Source organism: Streptomyces sp. NPDC088725 (assembly GCF_044751305.1).
In the GTDB taxonomy this organism is placed as follows: domain Bacteria; phylum Actinomycetota; class Actinomycetes; order Streptomycetales; family Streptomycetaceae; genus Streptomyces.
In genome coordinates, this window is the sequence record NZ_JBIVLO010000001.1 from 118,850 (window position 1) to 134,169 (window position 15,320).

At 71.4% G+C, this 15,320-nt stretch carries 14 protein-coding genes; 8 read left to right on the forward strand and 6 right to left on the reverse strand.

Annotation, left to right across the window (positions count from 1 at the left end; all coding sequences use genetic code 11):
* The first annotated feature begins 98 nt into the window (after positions 1 to 98).
* Positions 99 to 788, forward strand: a complete 690-nt coding sequence (locus tag ACIP6N_RS00470) for a GntR family transcriptional regulator (RefSeq protein ID WP_401811668.1) — start codon at positions 99 to 101, stop codon at positions 786 to 788.
* Between the two features lie 149 nt (positions 789 to 937).
* Here the strand turns inward: ACIP6N_RS00470 and ACIP6N_RS00475 are convergent, their stop codons facing one another.
* On the reverse strand, positions 938 to 1,219 hold the full coding sequence (locus tag ACIP6N_RS00475) for an HPr family phosphocarrier protein (protein WP_401811669.1): 282 nt from the start codon (positions 1,217 to 1,219) through the stop codon (positions 938 to 940).
* A gap of 124 nt (positions 1,220 to 1,343) precedes the next feature.
* On the opposite strand from ACIP6N_RS00475, the gene ACIP6N_RS00480 reads away from it, so the two are divergent.
* From ACIP6N_RS00480 to ACIP6N_RS00495, 4 genes are all read left to right on the forward strand, one after another.
* Positions 1,344 to 4,172, forward strand: coding sequence for a GNAT family N-acetyltransferase (locus ACIP6N_RS00480; RefSeq protein WP_401811670.1), 2,829 nt, complete (start codon positions 1,344 to 1,346; stop codon positions 4,170 to 4,172).
* A gap of 69 nt (positions 4,173 to 4,241) precedes the next feature.
* Positions 4,242 to 4,838 carry a DUF5998 family protein gene (locus ACIP6N_RS00485; protein WP_401811671.1) on the forward strand — a complete coding sequence of 199 codons (597 nt, stop codon included), beginning with the start codon at positions 4,242 to 4,244 and terminating at the stop codon, positions 4,836 to 4,838.
* Positions 4,838 to 6,049 carry an alkaline phosphatase family protein gene (locus tag ACIP6N_RS00490; protein WP_401811672.1) on the forward strand — a complete coding sequence of 404 codons (1,212 nt, stop codon included), beginning with the start codon at positions 4,838 to 4,840 and terminating at the stop codon, positions 6,047 to 6,049. Before ACIP6N_RS00485 ends, ACIP6N_RS00490 begins: the two co-directional genes overlap by 1 nt.
* Positions 6,050 to 6,085: 36 nt before the next feature.
* Positions 6,086 to 6,736 carry a thymidine kinase gene (locus tag ACIP6N_RS00495; protein ID WP_401811673.1) on the forward strand — a complete coding sequence of 217 codons (651 nt, stop codon included), beginning with the start codon at positions 6,086 to 6,088 and terminating at the stop codon, positions 6,734 to 6,736.
* Positions 6,737 to 6,770: 34 nt separating this feature from the next.
* Here ACIP6N_RS00495 and ACIP6N_RS00500 read toward each other — a convergent pair whose 3' ends face one another.
* Entirely contained in the window at positions 6,771 to 7,643 is an 873-nt protein-coding gene (locus tag ACIP6N_RS00500; RefSeq protein WP_401811674.1) for an SDR family oxidoreductase, read from the reverse strand.
* Positions 7,644 to 7,784: 141 nt separating this feature from the next.
* Here ACIP6N_RS00500 and ACIP6N_RS00505 point away from each other — a divergent pair, with 141 nt between their 5' ends.
* Positions 7,785 to 8,183, forward strand: a complete 399-nt coding sequence (locus ACIP6N_RS00505) for a winged helix-turn-helix transcriptional regulator (protein ID WP_401811676.1) — start codon at positions 7,785 to 7,787, stop codon at positions 8,181 to 8,183.
* 117 nt (positions 8,184 to 8,300) lie between these two features.
* On the opposite strand, the gene ACIP6N_RS00510 is transcribed toward ACIP6N_RS00505, so the two are convergent.
* Positions 8,301 to 9,077, reverse strand: a complete 777-nt coding sequence (locus tag ACIP6N_RS00510; protein ID WP_401811678.1) for a VOC family protein — start codon at positions 9,075 to 9,077, stop codon at positions 8,301 to 8,303.
* Positions 9,078 to 9,295: 218 nt separating this feature from the next.
* Here ACIP6N_RS00510 and ACIP6N_RS00515 point away from each other — a divergent pair, with 218 nt between their 5' ends.
* Entirely contained in the window at positions 9,296 to 10,120 is an 825-nt protein-coding gene (locus tag ACIP6N_RS00515) for a sulfurtransferase (RefSeq protein ID WP_401811679.1), read from the forward strand.
* 97 nt (positions 10,121 to 10,217) lie between these two features.
* Here the strand turns inward: ACIP6N_RS00515 and sepH are convergent, their stop codons facing one another.
* On the reverse strand, positions 10,218 to 11,273 hold the full coding sequence (gene sepH / locus ACIP6N_RS00520; RefSeq protein WP_401811681.1) for a septation protein SepH: 1,056 nt from the start codon (positions 11,271 to 11,273) through the stop codon (positions 10,218 to 10,220).
* 454 nt (positions 11,274 to 11,727) lie between these two features.
* On the opposite strand from sepH, the gene ACIP6N_RS00525 reads away from it, so the two are divergent.
* Entirely contained in the window at positions 11,728 to 12,663 is a 936-nt protein-coding gene (locus tag ACIP6N_RS00525) for a hypothetical protein (RefSeq protein WP_401811683.1), read from the forward strand.
* Between the two features lie 85 nt (positions 12,664 to 12,748).
* On the opposite strand, the gene ACIP6N_RS00530 is transcribed toward ACIP6N_RS00525, so the two are convergent.
* Together ACIP6N_RS00530 and ACIP6N_RS00535 are read right to left on the reverse strand one after the other, a co-directional pair.
* Positions 12,749 to 14,074 carry a D-arabinono-1,4-lactone oxidase gene (locus ACIP6N_RS00530; RefSeq protein WP_401811685.1) on the reverse strand — a complete coding sequence of 442 codons (1,326 nt, stop codon included), beginning with the start codon at positions 14,072 to 14,074 and terminating at the stop codon, positions 12,749 to 12,751.
* Complete coding sequence (locus ACIP6N_RS00535) at positions 14,028 to 15,281, reverse strand: MFS transporter (RefSeq protein WP_401811687.1); 1,254 nt, start codon at positions 15,279 to 15,281, stop codon at positions 14,028 to 14,030. The genes ACIP6N_RS00530 and ACIP6N_RS00535 overlap by 47 nt, the downstream gene beginning before the upstream one ends.
* Between the last annotated feature and the right edge of the window lie 39 nt (positions 15,282 to 15,320).

Sequence of the window (15,320 nt, forward strand, 5' to 3'; positions counted from 1 at the left end):
TTTCGGGCAGCCATCGGAAATTCGCGTTGATTGCAATAGAGTCACGGAACAGGCGTCAATCGGCTGCGTTTCGCGCGGATTAAGGCGGAGGTTCGGACATGCGCATTCCAGCGCACTCGGTATGCACGGCGATCCGCGACGACATTGTCTCCGGTCTGTTCGAGCGGGGCGGCAGACTCACCGAAGAACATCTGGCGCGGCGCTACGGCGTCTCCCGCGTCCCGGTGCGCGAGGCGCTGCGCACCCTGGAGTCCGAGGGGTTCGTCACGACCCGGCGCCATGTCGGCGCGTGCGTGGCCGAACCCACCGAGCAGGAGGCGGCGGACCTCCTGGAAGTGCGGCTGCTGCTGGAGCCGCTGGGTGCGGCCCGCGCCGCGCAGCGGCGTACGGACGCCCATCTCAAGGTGTTGCGCGGCATGGTGCGGCTGGGTCAGGAGCGGGCGCGCCGGAGCCAGGGCGAGGATCTGCGCTCGCTCGGCTCCTGGTTCCACGAGACGCTCGCCCAGGCGTCCGGCAGCCCGGGGCTCATCGCGCTGCTCACGCAGCTGAGGCACAAGATCGCCTGGATGTACACCGTCGAGCAGCCCGGGCATCCGGTGGAGTCCTGGGCGGAGCACGGCGCGATCGTCGACGCGGTGGCGCGCGGCGACGCCGAGCGCGCGCGGACGCTCACCACGCTGCACGCCGAACGCTCCGCCGTCGCGCACCGGCTGCGGCGGCCCGCCCCGGTCATGGAAAAAGTGAGCGCTTCGCAACATGCCGTAAACATCACGAGCGTCCGTACTTAACAATGACGTCGTATACAAAGAGCGGGAAACAAGTGGGCTCTATTTCCTGCTGCCCTTTTTGAAAGAAAACGGGCCGAAAACAAACCGAGCCGCGGTGCGCGGAATTCACGCACCGCGGCTCGGCCCGCGGAAAAGATGTGCCGGACGTCTCAGACCGTCTCGGGGAGTTCGTCGAGTCCCTCGGCGACCAGCTTCGCCAGCCGGTCGAGCGCGGCGTCCGCGCCTTCCGCGTCCGAAGCGAGCACGATCTCCTCGCCGCCCTGCGCGCCCAGTCCGAGCACCGCGAGCATCGACGCGGCGTTGACCGGGTTTCCGTCGGCCTTCGCGATGGTCACAGGGACACCGGTGGCCGTGGTCGCACGGACGAAGATGGAAGCGGGGCGGGCGTGCAGGCCCTCGGCCCAGCCGACATTGACGCGGCGCTCAGCCATGGTGTTGCCCTTCAAGTCTCACGTTTCAAGAGGTTGTCTAGACCAGTGTCTCACGTGCGGCGAAGTACCTGGAGGCACGTGTTCACGCGCGGCCTCCGACCGCGCTCCGCCGTAGGCTTGGACCATGGAGACGCCGTCGGAATACGCGTACCCGAGCCACTGGGAAGCAGACATCGTGCTGCGTGACGGCGGTACAGCGCGTATCAGGCCCATCACGACCGGAGACGCGAAACGCCTGGTCAGCTTCTACGAACAGGTCTCCGACGAATCCAAGTACTACCGTTTCTTCGCCCCTTACCCGCGCCTCTCCGACAAGGACGTGCACCGCTTCACCCATCACGACTACGTGGACCGGGTGGGCCTCGCGGTGACCGTGGGCGGCGAGTTCATCGCCACCGTCCGCTACGACCGCATCGACGACCGCGGCATGGCGGCCACCGCGCCCGCCGACGAGGCCGAGGTCGCCTTCCTCGTCCAGGACGCCCACCAGGGGCGCGGGGTCGCCTCCGCCCTCCTCGAACACATCGGCGCCGTCGCGCGCGAGCGGGGCATCCGGCGCTTCGCGGCCGAGGTACTGCCCGCCAACAACAAGATGATCAAGGTGTTCCGGGACGCCGGCTACACCCAGCGGCGCAGCTTCGAGGACGGTTCCGTACGGCTCACCCTCGACCTCGAACCCACCGCGGAGTCACTGGCCGTGCAGCGCGGCCGCGAGCAGCGCGCCGAAGCGCGCTCGGTGCAGCGGCTCCTCGGCCCCGGATCCGTCGCTGTCGTCGGAACGGGACGCATACCGGGCGGCGTGGGCCGCACCGTCCTGCGCAACCTCCTGGCCGCCGGCTTCACCGGCCGTACGTACGCCGTGAACCACGCCTTCGACGCGGATCTGCGCGAGATCGACGGCGCCCCCGCCGTCCGCTCCGTCGCGGAGATCGGTGCCCCCGTCGACCTCGCGATCCTGGCCGTACCGGCGGAACGGGTGCCGGACGCGGTCGCGGACTGCGGAGAACACGGCGTCCAGGGCCTGGTGGTCCTCTCCGCCGGATACGCCGAGAGCGGCGACGAGGGACGGGCGCGCCAGCGCGAACTGGTGCGCCAGGCCCGCTCCTACGGGATGCGCCTGATCGGCCCGAACGCCTTCGGGATCATCAACACCTCGCCGCAGGGACGGCTGAACGCCTCCCTCGCGCCCGACCCGCCCCAGCGGGGCCGTATCGGCCTCTTCACACAGTCGGGCGCCATCGGTATCGCCCTGCTCGCCGGGCTCCACCGGCGCGGCGCCGGCCTCTCCTCGTTCGTCTCGGCGGGCAACCGCGCGGACGTCTCCGGCAACGACTTCCTCCAGTACTGGTACGAGGACCCGGACACCGATGTCGTCCTGATGTACCTCGAATCGATCGGCAACCCCCGCAAGTTCACCCGCCTCGCGCGGCGCATGGCCGCGGTGAAACCGGTCGTGGTGGTCAAGGGCGCGCGCCACAGCGGCAGTACGCCTCCCGGGCACGCGGTCCCGGTCACCCGTATCCCGGACGCGACGGTCTCCGCGCTGATGCGCCAGGCCGGGGTGATCCGCGTCGACACGGTCACGGAACTGGTCGACGCGGGTCTCCTGCTCGCGGCCCAGCCGCTCCCGGCGGGACCGCGCGTCGCGATCCTGGGCAACTCGGAGTCGCTGGGCCTGCTGACGTACGACGCCTGCCTCGCGGAGGGCCTGCGCCCGCTTCCGCCCAGCGACCTCACCACCTCCGCGACCCCGGAGCACTTCCGCGTCGCGCTCACGGCGGCGCTGGCGGATCCCGCCTGCGACGCGGTCGTGGTCACCGCGATCCCCCGGGTGGGAGAGAACGGAACGGAAGACCCGTCCGCGGGCGGCCCGCTGGCCACCGCGCTGCGCGCGGCCGCGGCGACGGGCCCGGCGAAGCCGGTGACGGTGGTGCACGTGGAGATCGGCGGCATCGCGGAAGCGCTGACGGCGCCGGTCGGCGGCAGCGCACCGCCCGCACCGGTCCCGGCGGGCACACCGGACGTCGCACCGGTCCCGGACACCGGCGAGGCGCCTCCGGCCCCCGCAGGCAGCCCCGGCCCCGGCCGGATCCCCGCCTACCCCGCCGCCGAGCGCGCCGTGCGCGCGCTCGGGGAAGCCGTGAAGTACGCGCAGTGGCGGCGGGAGGCGGCGGAGCCCGGGAAGGTGCCCGAGTACGACGACATCGACGAGGCGGGCGCCGCCGCCCTCATCGAGCGCTGCCTCGGCGAGAGCGTCGATCCGCACGGCGTCACGCCGGCCCCCGGCGACGTGCGCGAACTGCTCGGCCGGTACGGAATCCACGTGCGGCCGACGCTGCCGGCCCCCGGGCCCGACCAGGCCGTCGAGGCGGCCCTGCGGCTCGGTTTCCCCGTCGCGCTGAAGACGACCGCCCCGCATCTGCGCCACCGTGCCGACCTCGGCGGCGTACGGCTCGACCTCGGCGACGAGGCCCAGCTGCGGCTGGCGTTCCGCGAGCTGACCGAAGCGCTCGGCAAGCCCGCGGAACTCCAGCCCGTCGTCCAGGCCATGGCGCCCCGGGGCGTCGACACCGTCGTGCGCGCCGCCATCGACCCCGCCGCCGGAGCCGTGCTCTCCTTCGGGCTCGCGGGCGCGGCCTCCGAACTGCTCGGCGACCTCGCCCACCGGCTCGTCCCGGCCACCGACCGCGACGTCTCCGAACTGCTCACCTCCCTGCGGACCGCCCCGCTCCTCTTCGGCTGGCGCGGCTCCGCGCCGGTGGACACCCCGGCCCTGGAGGAACTGCTGCTGCGGGTGTCCCGGCTCGTCGACGACCACCCCGAGGTCGTCTCCGTCGCCCTGGAACCCGTCGTGGTCGCGACCCGGGGCCTCTCGGTCCTCGGCGCGAGCGTCCGGCTCGCCCCGCCGCCGGCCCTCGGCGACCTCGGCCCGAGGCGCCTCCCGAGTTACTGAACCGGGCGTTGCGCGCGGGCTCCGCGCAGGGGGTCTGCGGAGCCATCCGGTCACCGTAGGATGGAGCCCATGGCGAAGACCGGTACGACGACCCAGGGGCTGCGCACGGCGATCGAGCGCAGCGGCTACTACCCGGCTCTCGTGGCCGAAGCGGTGGAAGCCGCTGTCGGTGGCGAGCCGATCGCGTCGTACCTGGTGCATCAGGAGACCACTTTCGACTCCAACGAGGTGCGCAGGCACGTCACGGTCCTGGTCCTGACGGCTCATCGCTTCATCGTGAGCCACACCGACGAACAGGCCGCGGACACCAGCTCCCCGACGCCGTACGCCACGACCTCCACCGAGTCGGTCAAGCTCGACCGGATCTCGTCCGTCGTGGTCAGCCGTGTGGTCGCCAACCCCGAGTCGTACACCCCCGGCACCCTGCCGCGTGAGGTCGTCCTCACCATCGGCTGGGGCGCCGTGTCCCGTATCGATCTCGAACCCGCCGCCTGCGGTGACCCCAACTGCGAGGCGGACCACGGCTATACGGGCAGTTCCACCGCCGACGACCTGAGCCTGCGGGTCAGCGAGGCGGGTGACGGCCCGGACGCGGTACGGCAGACGCTGGCGTTCGCGCAGTCCCTCTCCGAGGCCACCGCGGCCACCGCGTCGACCGGCCGCTGATGGCCGCGCAACCCTGGGCGCAGACCGCGGCCTGGCAGGACCCCGTCCCGCTCGGCCTCTCCACCGCGCCACTGCCCGAGTACGGCAGCGGCTCGCTCGCCGACCTGCTGCCGACGCTCGCCGCGGGCCAGGGAGTGCCCGGGATGACCGCGGCCATCGCCGAACTGACCCCCGCGGACCGGAACTGCGTCTTCCTGATCGACGGACTCGGCTGGGAGCAGATCAAGAACCACGCGGACGAGGCACCTTTCCTCGCCTCGCTCCTCGGCACCTCGCGCGGTGGCACGGGCCGTCCGATCACCGCCGGCTTCCCGGCCACCACCGCCTCGTCCCTCGGCTCCGTCGGCACGGGACTGCCGCCCGGCGCGCACGGCCTGGCCGGATACACCGTCCGTGACCCCGGAACCGGCGCGCTGATGAACCAGCTCCGCTGGAAGCCGTGGACCGAGCCGCACGTCTGGCAGCCGTACCCCACCGTCTTCCAGCTCGCCGACGCGGCCGGTGTCCACACCGCGCAGGTGTCGTCGCCGATCTTCCAGCACACCCCGCTCACCAAGATCGCCCTGAGCGGCGGCACCTTCCACGGCCGGCTCTCCGGCGACGAGCGGATGGACCTGGCGGCGGCGCAACTCGCCGGCGGGGACAGGTCGCTGGTCTACACGTACTACAGCGAGGTCGACAGCAACGGCCACCGCTTCGGCGTCGACTCGGACGCCTGGCGCGGTCAACTCATGTACGCGGACCGGCTCGCCCAGCGGCTGGCCGAGCAACTGCCGCCCAGGACCGCGCTGTACATCACCGCGGACCACGGCATGATCGACATCCCCTTCGACGAGCAGTCGCGCATCGACTTCGACGAGGACTGGGAGCTGAAGGCCGGGGTCGCCCTGCTGGGCGGCGAGGGCCGGGCCCGCCATGTCTACGCCGTACCGGGTGCGGAGGCCGATGTCCTCACCGTCTGGCGCGAGGTGCTGGGCGAACAGTTCTGGGTGGCTGGGCGCGACGAGGCGATCGAGGCGGGCTGGTTCGGGCCACCCGGATCGGTGGACGACCGGGTGCGCCCGCGGATCGGCGATGTCGTCGCGGCGGCCCACGACGATGTGATGGTCACCGCGTCCCGTCTGGAGCCGCGCGAATCGGAGATGGTGGGGGTGCACGGTTCGATGACCCCCGTCGAACAGCTCGTACCTCTTCTCGAAGTACGCTCGTAGCCCCCTGGAACCACTCCGAAAGGCCACCCCCCACTGATGTCCGAATTGGTATTTTTCTCCGGAACGATGGATTGCGGGAAGAGTACTTTGGCACTGCAAATCGGACATAACCGTTCGGCTCGTGGTCTCCAAGGCGTGATCTTCACCCGGGACGACCGGGCGGGCGAGGGCAAGTTGTCCTCTCGTCTCGGCCTGGTCACCGACGCGGTCGAGGCCGACGAGAGCATGGACCTCTACGCCTACCTGGTCGACCAGATCAGCCGCGGCGGCCGGGCGGACTATGTGATCGTGGACGAGGCGCAGTTCCTCGCCCCCGGCCAGATCGACCAGCTCGCCCGTATCGTCGACGACCTCGACCTGGACGTCTTCGCCTTCGGCATCACCACCGACTTCCGTACGAAGCTCTTCCCCGGTTCCCAGCGCCTGATGGAACTGGCCGACCGCATAGAGGCGCTTCAGGTCGAGGCGCTGTGCTGGTGCGGCGCCCGCGCCACGCACAACGCGCGCACCGTGGGCGGGGTGATGGTGGTCGAGGGCGCCCAGGTGGTGGTCGGGGACGTCCACCAGCCGTCGGCCGAGGTCGGGTACGAGGTCCTGTGCCGACGGCATCACCAGCGCAGGATGACCAGCAAGAGCGCCCGGGCCGGGGCGCTCTCGCCGGACGTGCTGCCGGTCACCGCGGGCTGAGGGCCGGGGGACCGCACGCGCCCGCGGGCCGTCCTCAGGAGGCGTCGATGCGGGCCAGTGCCGCGGTGAGCGCTTCCGTGAGGGTCGTGGTGGGGCGGCCGGTGAGGCGGCTGAGATCGCCGCTCTCGACGAGCAGTTCACCGCGGCCGAGTCCGAGGTCGGCGTCCGCCAGTACCTCGGCGAACGGCGCGGGAAGGCCGGCGCCGATCAGCAGCTGCGTGAAGTCCGCGACGGGAAGGTCGTTGTAGACGATCTCCCGGCCCGAGGCCCTGGAGACCTCCGCGGCCAGCTCGGACAGCGTGAACGCCTGGTCGCCGCCGAGTTCGTACACGGCGCCCGTGTGGCCCTCCGTGGTCAGAACGGCCGCGGCGGCGTCCGCGAAGTCGGCCCGGGTCGCGGCGCTGACCCGGCCCTCGCCCGCGCTGCCCGTGACGGCGCCGTACTGGAGGTACGTGGCGAGCTGGTCGGTGTAGTTCTCCAGGTACCAGCCGTTGCGCAGGAGGACGAACGGGACTCCCGCGGTGCTCAGGTACTGCTCCGTCTCCCGGTGCTCGTCGGCGAGCTTCATGGTGGCGGAGTCGATGTTCGAGATGCTCGTGTAGACCAGCGTGGACACGCCTGCCGCCTTGGCGGCGTCGATGGCGCGGCGGTGGTTCGCGGCCCGCTCGCCGACCGCGTCGGTGGAGACGAGCAGGAGCTTGGTCGCGCCCTCGAACGCCGAGGTCAGGCTGTCGGGATCGCTGAAATCGGCCCGGCGCACGGTGACGCCCCGGTCGGCCAGGTCCTTGATCTTCGCGATGTCGCGGCCGGTGGCCACGATCTCGGAGGGCTGTACTCCCCGGCGCAGCAGCGCTTCGACGGCAAGGCGGCCGAGCTGGCCGGTGGCACCGGTGACGACTGTGGACATGGCAGATCTCCTTCACAGGTAGCGGGGGGCGTTCCGTGCGACCGTCCCGCCGACCAGTAGACCGCCATTACTCTCTAAAAGGAAGTGGCCACTTTTAAGTAAGGTAGCCACCGATTGGAGAGTGATGGCATAGTGGACAGTATGACCGAGGACGCAGCGGACATTTCATGGGATCCCTACGAACGAGGATGCCCGAGCCGGGACGTGCTCGACCGGATCGGCGACAAGTGGACGGTGCTGGTGCTCGGCGAGCTGGCCGCGGCGGGGCCGCAGCGGTTCACCGCTCTGCGGAAGCGGGTCGACGGAGTGAGCGAGAAGATGCTCACCCAGACGCTCCGCTCTCTTGAACGGGACGGCCTGGTGCTCCGCACGGTGCATCCCGAGGTCCCGCCGAGGGTCGTGTACGAACTGACCCCGCTGGGCGAGACCTTGGGCGAGCCGCTCGACATGCTCAAGCGCTGGTCGGTCGAGCACATGGACGAGATCGTCGCCGCCCGCGCGTCCTACGAGGCGGGAGCGGGCACGCGGGTCAGCCGGTGATCCCCGGAGTTCCCCGCAGCCCCGGCGCCCGGGGCGGAGCAGCGGCCGGGGATGAACGGCCGTCTCCTGCCGGGCGCCGGGGGTGGTCCGGCTGCATGAGCCGGTGGGCCGTCCGCGTCAGCGGGCGGCCGAGCGTACGAGTGTGAAGACCGCGCCCTCCGGGTCCGCGACCGTTGCCGTCCGTCCGTCCTCCGTGTCCCCGGGCGGCCGGATCACCCGGCCGCCCAGCTCGGTGACCAGTCGCGCGGCCGCGTCGGTGTCGTCGACCTCGAACGAGGTCATCCAGTGTGAACCCAGCTCGCCGGAAAGGGAGTTGCCCGCGCCGCGCAGGGAAGCCACCGGTGCGTCGTCCAGCCGCAGTGCCACGAAATCGGCGCCGGGGTCGGCCGCGGCCGCCAGGTCGTAGCCGAAGACCGCCTGGTAGAACCGGGCGACCGTCGACGTGTCGGGCGTGACCAGTTCGTTCCAGACGGGGGTGCCGTGGGCCCCGGCGATCGCCGTGCCGGTGTGCGCCCACGCCTGCCAGATCCCGAAGACCGCGCCCGAGGGGTCGGACGCTATGGCCATCCGTCCCGCGTCCTGCGCGTCGAGCGGTCCGACTCCGACCGTGCCACCGCAGCTCCTGATGGTCTCGGCCGTCTTGTCCGCGTCGTCCGTCGCCAGATACGTCATCCAGACGATGGGCAGCCGCCGTCCCGCCGGCAGCTCACCGATTCCGGCCACGTCCGCGCCGTCGAGCTTCGCCCGGACGTACGGCCCGAGCTGCTCGGGGCCGGGCACGAACGACCAGCCGAACAGCGCGCTGTAGAAATCCTCCGTCTCGGCGAGTCCGTGCACCATCAGACTCACCCAGCAAGGGGTACCTGGTCTGCGCCGGATCGCTGCCTGGGTCATCGTCTTCTCTCCTCGGACCATCGTGGCGGCCGTGCGGGGCCGGGGACGGGCCTGGAACGCGCTGGTGCCCCGCCCCGGGCAGATGCTTCCACTCGGTGTCGGCGGGCGCGTCGCGGCCGCGCCGCTTTTGGCGGGATCCGGCTCGGGTGTTTACCACCCGTTTGACAGGCGACAGGTCCTGTCCTTCCCGGTGCTGTCCGTGCGCGAGGATGACCCCTATGACAGCCATCATCACCGCATCCGAACTCGCGAGCGAGTTGGCGGGACCGCGTCCGCCCGTACTGCTCGACATCCGCTGGCAGCTGGGCGGGCCGCACGGCAGGCCCGCGTACGAGGCCGGGCACCTGCCCGGCGCCGTCTACGTCGACCTCGACACGGAACTGGCGGGTCAGGCGGGCAGGGGCGGCCGCCACCCGCTGCCCGACACGGCCGCCTTCGGCGCGGTCATGCGGCGCGCGGGGGTCTCCTCGGACCGTCCTGTGGTGATCTACGACGGTGGCCAGAGCTGGGCGGCGGCCCGCGCCTGGTGGCTGCTGCGCTGGTCGGGCCACGAGGACGTCCGCGTCCTGGACGGCGGTCTCGCGCACTGGACGGGCCCGCTGTCCACCGAGGAACCCGCCCCCGCCGAGGGGACGTTCACCCCGGTTCCCGGCGCGCTCCCGTTGCTCGACGCGGACGGAGCGGCCGCGCTGGCCCGCGAAGGACTGCTGCTGGACGCGCGGGCCGCCGAGCGCTACCGCGGGGACGTCGAACCGATCGACCGGGTCGGCGGTCACATCCCCGGCGCGGTCTCGGCGCCCACGACGGAGAATGTGGCTGGAAACGGCAGCTTCCTCAGCCCCAAGGAACTCGCGGCACGCTTCGAGGCTCTGGGCGCCACCGGCACCGAGGTCGGCGTCTACTGCGGCTCCGGCGTCTCGGGCGCACACGAGGTGCTGGCCCTGGCGATCGCCGGTATTCCGGCCGCTCTGTACGCGGGGTCCTGGTCGGAGTGGTCCTCGGACGAGTCCCGCCCGGTGGCGAAGGGCCCCGACCCGCAGTAAATGCGCGCGCCTCCAGAAGGTACGCGGAGGGGCCCGTACGGCGGGTGCCGGACCCCTCCGTGTACTACCGGGCCTCTCCGCGTACTACACGAACGAATTACTCCTGTTTCTTGCGGCGCGTGCCGAAGACGATCTCGTCCCAGCTCGGCACCGCCGCGCGACGGCCCGGGCGTACCCCGTCCGCCTCCGCCTGACGGTCCGTCGTGCCCGTGAGCCGGTCGCGGTGGCCGGCCACGGAGCGCGGCATCAGGACGTCCGCGTATGCCGCTCCCGCACCTGCCGAGGCCGCGGGCGCGATGGGTTCCTCGTCCTCCGGCTCCTCCGCCGGGTCCATGTCCTGCGGATCGGACGGCGACGGCCGCTCGGGCACCACCAGGTCACCGCGGAAGCTCGGCACGGCCTCCAGCAGGCTCGTCAGGGAATCGCGCTCGCCCAGCTCGTCCGGGTCCGACGCGGAGGGCCGGTCGGCAGAGCGGTCCAGCGCCCGGTCGCGCGGCAGCCGTGCGATCCGCGGAACGAACGGGAAGCTCGGCTCTTTCGCGACCAGGTCGTCGGTGTCGCCGATCAGCGCGCGCGCCTCGTCGTCGACGGCCTGGACGAGCCGCCGGGGCGGGTCGTACGTCCAGCTGGCGGAGTGCGGCTCGCCCGCGACGAGGTAGACGAGCAGGACTTCCCACGTCCCGTCGTCACGGCGCCAGGAGTCCCACTGGACGGTCTCCCTGGCGGCGCCACGCAGGGTCAGACGCTCCTGTACGGCCTCACCGAGCTGGGGGCCCGCGTTCTCGCCGGGCCGCCGGACAGCCGTCTTCCTGGCGCGCTCGGCCATGAAGGCACGCTCGGCGAGCACCGGTCCCTCGAAGCGCCGCACCCGGTCCACCGGGATCCCGGCCTGCTGCGCGACCTCCTCGGCGGAGGCACCGGCTCTTATCCGCGCCTGGATGTCACGAGGCCGGAGATGGCTCTCCACCTCGATCTCGATCTGGCCGAGACGGGCGCGGTCATTGCGCACAGCAGCGCGCAGCCGCTCATCGATCGGCAGCGTGTACTCCGTGCTGTCCGCAGCCTTGAGCACCAGTCGTGTGCCGTCGTTGGAGACGGCCACGACACGCAGTTCGGGCATGGGGACCTCCCGGGTGGTGCCTGCCGACGTCACGTGCGTCGCTGCTTCCGCTAGTCGAGTGTGGCCTGCCCGGGTTCAGCCTGCCACAACCTTGCCGTATTGCCCGGCGTGTCGGGCAGGGCTCCTGGATCGCCGTTATGACACGGTACCTGTTTGCGACGCGGAGTGACGGACCTGGTCACTCTGTGCAGCAGGTGCCTGTACGGTGCCATGGCCCCGCCGGTCGAGTGCCATTTCCGGCCCCCTTCCGTAGGTCCCGGACACCCGCGAGAGAGTCCGGCCCCAGGGCTCGCCACAGTACTCCATTTGGACCATCCGGGTGGAGCGGCGCGCCGCCGAAGTTCACGCCGGCTACGGGAGTTGACCCTTGCGGAGGGCCGGAAGCCGGTGTTGCGCTTCACACAATCCACCGAAACGGAACTCTTCGCTTCGCCCATCCGTGCACTCTTGGTGCACGCTGTGACAGATGGGTAAGCAGGGGCGGGAGATGCGACAGAAGCCGGACAGCGGTACGGAACACGCTGAAGTCGGGGCAAAGGCCCCGAGTCGGAGATTCGACCTGAGCCTGCCGCAGGTGGCGGGCAGCGCGCTCGCGGCCGTCGCGGCGGCGGTGCTCGCGTCCCGGCTGGGTGTGTACGGCACGATCATCGGCGCGGGTGTGGTCAGCGTGGTCGCCACCTGTGGAGGCTCGGTCTTCCAGCATCTGTTCCGGCGCACCGGTGAACAGATCCGTGTGGTCACGGTCCAGGCGAAACCGGGCGGCCGCCGGATACCCGTACGGAACACCGGCGGCGAGACGTCCGTGCTGACCGGGCCGCTTCCGCCGGTGACGTCCCCGAACGGAGAATTCGGGGACGGCGAGTTCAGCGAGGCGACAACGCACGGCACCCGGGTGCGCGGCTGGAAGCGGCCCGCTCTGGCGGCCGTTGTCGTCTTCCTGGTGGCGATGATCGGCATCACGGCCTTCGAACTGGCCTCTGGCCAGGAGGTCGGCGGCGGCAGGGGCACGACCGTCGGTTCCGTCGTCGGCGGGGGCGGCGGGGGATCCGCGCCTTCCCAGGACCACGGCTCCACACCGGACACGGACCGGGACCAGGACGGGACCCCGGGCCACGGTGGTGGTACGGAACCGAGCCGTACGCCGGACGGCGGGCACTCCGCGGGGACGGGGCAGAACGGCGGCGAACCGCAGGCACCGCTGACACCCCGGCCCTCGCACTCCCCGGGCGGCACCGCGCCCTCGCCGTCGGCTCCCGCGCCGGCCCCCTCCGCCCCGAGCGACCCGAGCACGCCGGGCGACCCGGCGGGCGGCGGTGCGAACGGTGGCGCGAGCGGCGGCGGTACGGGCGGTGACAGCGGCGGAGGCGCGAACACCCCGGGCGCCGGATCCGGCACGGCGGAGCAACAGCCGGCCGGAGAGTGAGACGCCGAGGCCGGCGAGACGCGAGTCGGGCTGGGCGGAGTCCGGCGGGGAGCGGACCGCGTCCCGGTCGGTCGCCTCGGACGTCTCAGTCGCCGAGCACGCGCCGCAGGTAGTCGTTGCCGAACCGCCGGTCCGGGTCCAGCCGGTCCCGTATCGCCGCGAACTCCGCGAAGCGCGGGTAGGCGCCGGCCAGCTGGGCCGCGTCCCGGGTGTGGATCTTGCCCCAGTGCGGCCTGCCGCCGTGCGCGGTCATGATCTGCTCCACCGCTGTGAAGTAGGCGCGGTACGGCGTGCCCCGGTAGAGATGTACGGCGATGTACGCGGTCGCGCGGCCGGACGCCGTCGAGAGCGGGATGTCGTCGGCCGGAGCCGTCCGTACCTCCACCGGGAAACTCACCCGGAGCGGTGAGCGCTCAACCATCGCCTTGACCTCGCGGAGTGCGGCGACTGCGGTCTCGCGCGGGACGGCGTACTCCATCTCCACGAAGCGCACCCGGCGCGGAGACGTGAAGACCTTGTACGGGATGTCGGTGTATGTGCGGGCGGAGAGCGCCCGACTGGAGAGCTTGGCGAGGGCCGGCACAGCCATCGGCACGGCCAGACCCACCGAACTGGCCACCTGGAGAAGGCCGTTGGAGAGGAATTCGTCCTCTATCCAGCCGCTGACCCGGCCCGGCGGAGCCGCGGGCCCCACGGTGCGGTTGTTGCGCTTGATGTTGCAGTTGTCGGTGTGCGGAAACCAGTAAAATTCGAAGTGCTCGTTCTCCGCGACGAGGGCCTCGAACTCGGACGTGACCTGATCGAAGGTCATCGGTCCCTCGTGGGCCGTCAGCAGGAACACCGGCTCCACGGCGAAGGTGATCGCGCTGATCACCCCGAGCGCGCCGAGCCCGATCCTGGCGGCGGCGAATATCTCCGGGTTCTCGCCGGAGGAGCACCGGAGCACGGAACCGTCCGCCGTGACGAGTTCCATCGCACGGATCTGAGCGGCGATGGAGGCCGAGTCGCGACCGGTGCCGTGGGTGCCGGTGGAGGTGGCTCCGGCGACGGTCTGATCCATGATGTCGCCCATGTTCGTGAGCGAGAGCCCCACCCTGGCCAGCGCCGCGTTCAGCCTTTTGAGTGGAGTGCCCGCCTCCACGGTCACGGTCCAGGCTTCGCGGTCGATCTCCCGGATGCCGGTGAGCAGTTCGGGCCGTACGAGCACCCCGTCGGTGGCCGCGGCTGCGGTGAAGGAGTGGCCCGTGCCGACGGCTTTGACCCTGAGCCCGTCGTTGGCCGCCCTGCGCACGGTGTGGACAAGCTCCGCGACGGTCGCGGGGGACACCACGCGGGCGGGGCGCGCCGAGACGTTCCCCGCCCAGTTACGCCATGTGTTCCTGGCTGGTGTCTCCGTGTGGGTTCTGGCCATACGCCCCGTGCCCTCCCTGAACAGCGGCCGGCTCCAGCAGCCGGCGATACCCCAGGAACGCCACCACGGCCGCGACGGCTCCCGCCGCCGCAGGGACCGCGTACCCCGCAGCCGCACCGGCCACGTCGACCACCTGGCCGGCGGCCGAGGAGCCGAGCGCCACGCCGACCGCGAGCCCGGTACTGGTCCAGGTCATGCCCTCGGTCAGATTGGTGCGCGGTACGTGCGCCTCGACCAGGGCCATGGTCGTCACCATCGTGGGTGCGACGGCCAGGCCGGAGACAAAGAGCGCCACGGCCAAGAACATGAGGCTCCCGGCCAGTTGGAGGGGGATCATACTCACGGCCATCGCACAGACGCCCACCAGCCACCGTCGTGAGGCCGCGCCCTTGAGCTGGAGCAGCCCGAACACCGCCCCGGCCAGGCAGGACCCGAAGGCGTATATCGCCAGCACCAGGCTCGCCGCGGCCGTCTCTCCCCGCTCCTGGGCGAAGGCGACCGTCACCACGTCGACCGCGCCGAATATGGCGCCCGTCGCCACGAACGTGATCACGAGCACCCGCAGCGCGGGGGAGCGGAGCGCGGAGCCGGGCACGTGCTGCTCGCGCGGCTGCGGTACGGGTTCGGTGGCGCGCTGGGCCGTCAGCCAGAGGACACCGACGACCAGGAAGGCCGCCGCGAGCAGTGGGCCCGACTCCGGGAACCAGGAGGTGGAGAGCCCGACGGAAATGATCGGGCCGAAGATGAAGCACACCTCCTCGACGATCGACTCCCACGAATACGCGGCGTGCAGCTGGCGCGGTGAGCCCCGGTAGATCTCGGCCCAGCGGGCCCGCACCATCGAGCCCACGCTCGGTACGCAGCCCGCACCCGCGGCGAAGACGAAGTACGTCCACTGCGGGGCCCGCTGATGGGCGCAGATCAGCAGCCCCAGCACCGCCGTCACCGCGACGAGCGCGGCGGGGCGCAGTACCCGCCGCTGGCCGTGCAGGTCGACGAGCCGGGAGATCTGCGGGCCCAGCACGGCGGCCGACATCGCCAGCGTGGCGGAGAGGGCGCCGGCGAGGCTGTAACTGCCGGTGAGCTGGGCGATCATTGTCACGATGCCGATGCCGGCCATGGACAGCGGCATCCTGCCGACAAGACCGGCCGCGCTGAAACCTTTTGTGCCGGGCGCGGCAAAGATCGCGCGATAGGGACTGGGCATCATCGGCCACTCCGGTAAGGAATGAATGAAGTGGCGACA

Coding starts and splice junctions, on each gene's coding strand:
- ACIP6N_RS00470 (WP_401811668.1), top strand. CDS start 99: ATGCGCATTCCAGCGCACTCGGTATGCACGGCGATCCGCGACGACATT.
- ACIP6N_RS00475 (WP_401811669.1), bottom strand. CDS start 1,219: ATGGCTGAGCGCCGCGTCAATGTCGGCTGGGCCGAGGGCCTGCACGCC.
- ACIP6N_RS00480 (WP_401811670.1), top strand. CDS start 1,344: ATGGAGACGCCGTCGGAATACGCGTACCCGAGCCACTGGGAAGCAGAC.
- ACIP6N_RS00485 (WP_401811671.1), top strand. CDS start 4,242: ATGGCGAAGACCGGTACGACGACCCAGGGGCTGCGCACGGCGATCGAG.
- ACIP6N_RS00490 (WP_401811672.1), top strand. CDS start 4,838: ATGGCCGCGCAACCCTGGGCGCAGACCGCGGCCTGGCAGGACCCCGTC.
- ACIP6N_RS00495 (WP_401811673.1), top strand. CDS start 6,086: ATGTCCGAATTGGTATTTTTCTCCGGAACGATGGATTGCGGGAAGAGT.
- ACIP6N_RS00500 (WP_401811674.1), bottom strand. CDS start 7,643: ATGTCCACAGTCGTCACCGGTGCCACCGGCCAGCTCGGCCGCCTTGCC.
- ACIP6N_RS00505 (WP_401811676.1), top strand. CDS start 7,785: ATGACCGAGGACGCAGCGGACATTTCATGGGATCCCTACGAACGAGGA.
- ACIP6N_RS00510 (WP_401811678.1), bottom strand. CDS start 9,077: ATGACCCAGGCAGCGATCCGGCGCAGACCAGGTACCCCTTGCTGGGTG.
- ACIP6N_RS00515 (WP_401811679.1), top strand. CDS start 9,296: ATGACAGCCATCATCACCGCATCCGAACTCGCGAGCGAGTTGGCGGGA.
- ACIP6N_RS00525 (WP_401811683.1), top strand. CDS start 11,728: ATGCGACAGAAGCCGGACAGCGGTACGGAACACGCTGAAGTCGGGGCA.
- ACIP6N_RS00530 (WP_401811685.1), bottom strand. CDS start 14,074: ATGGCCAGAACCCACACGGAGACACCAGCCAGGAACACATGGCGTAAC.
- ACIP6N_RS00535 (WP_401811687.1), bottom strand. CDS start 15,281: ATGCCCAGTCCCTATCGCGCGATCTTTGCCGCGCCCGGCACAAAAGGT.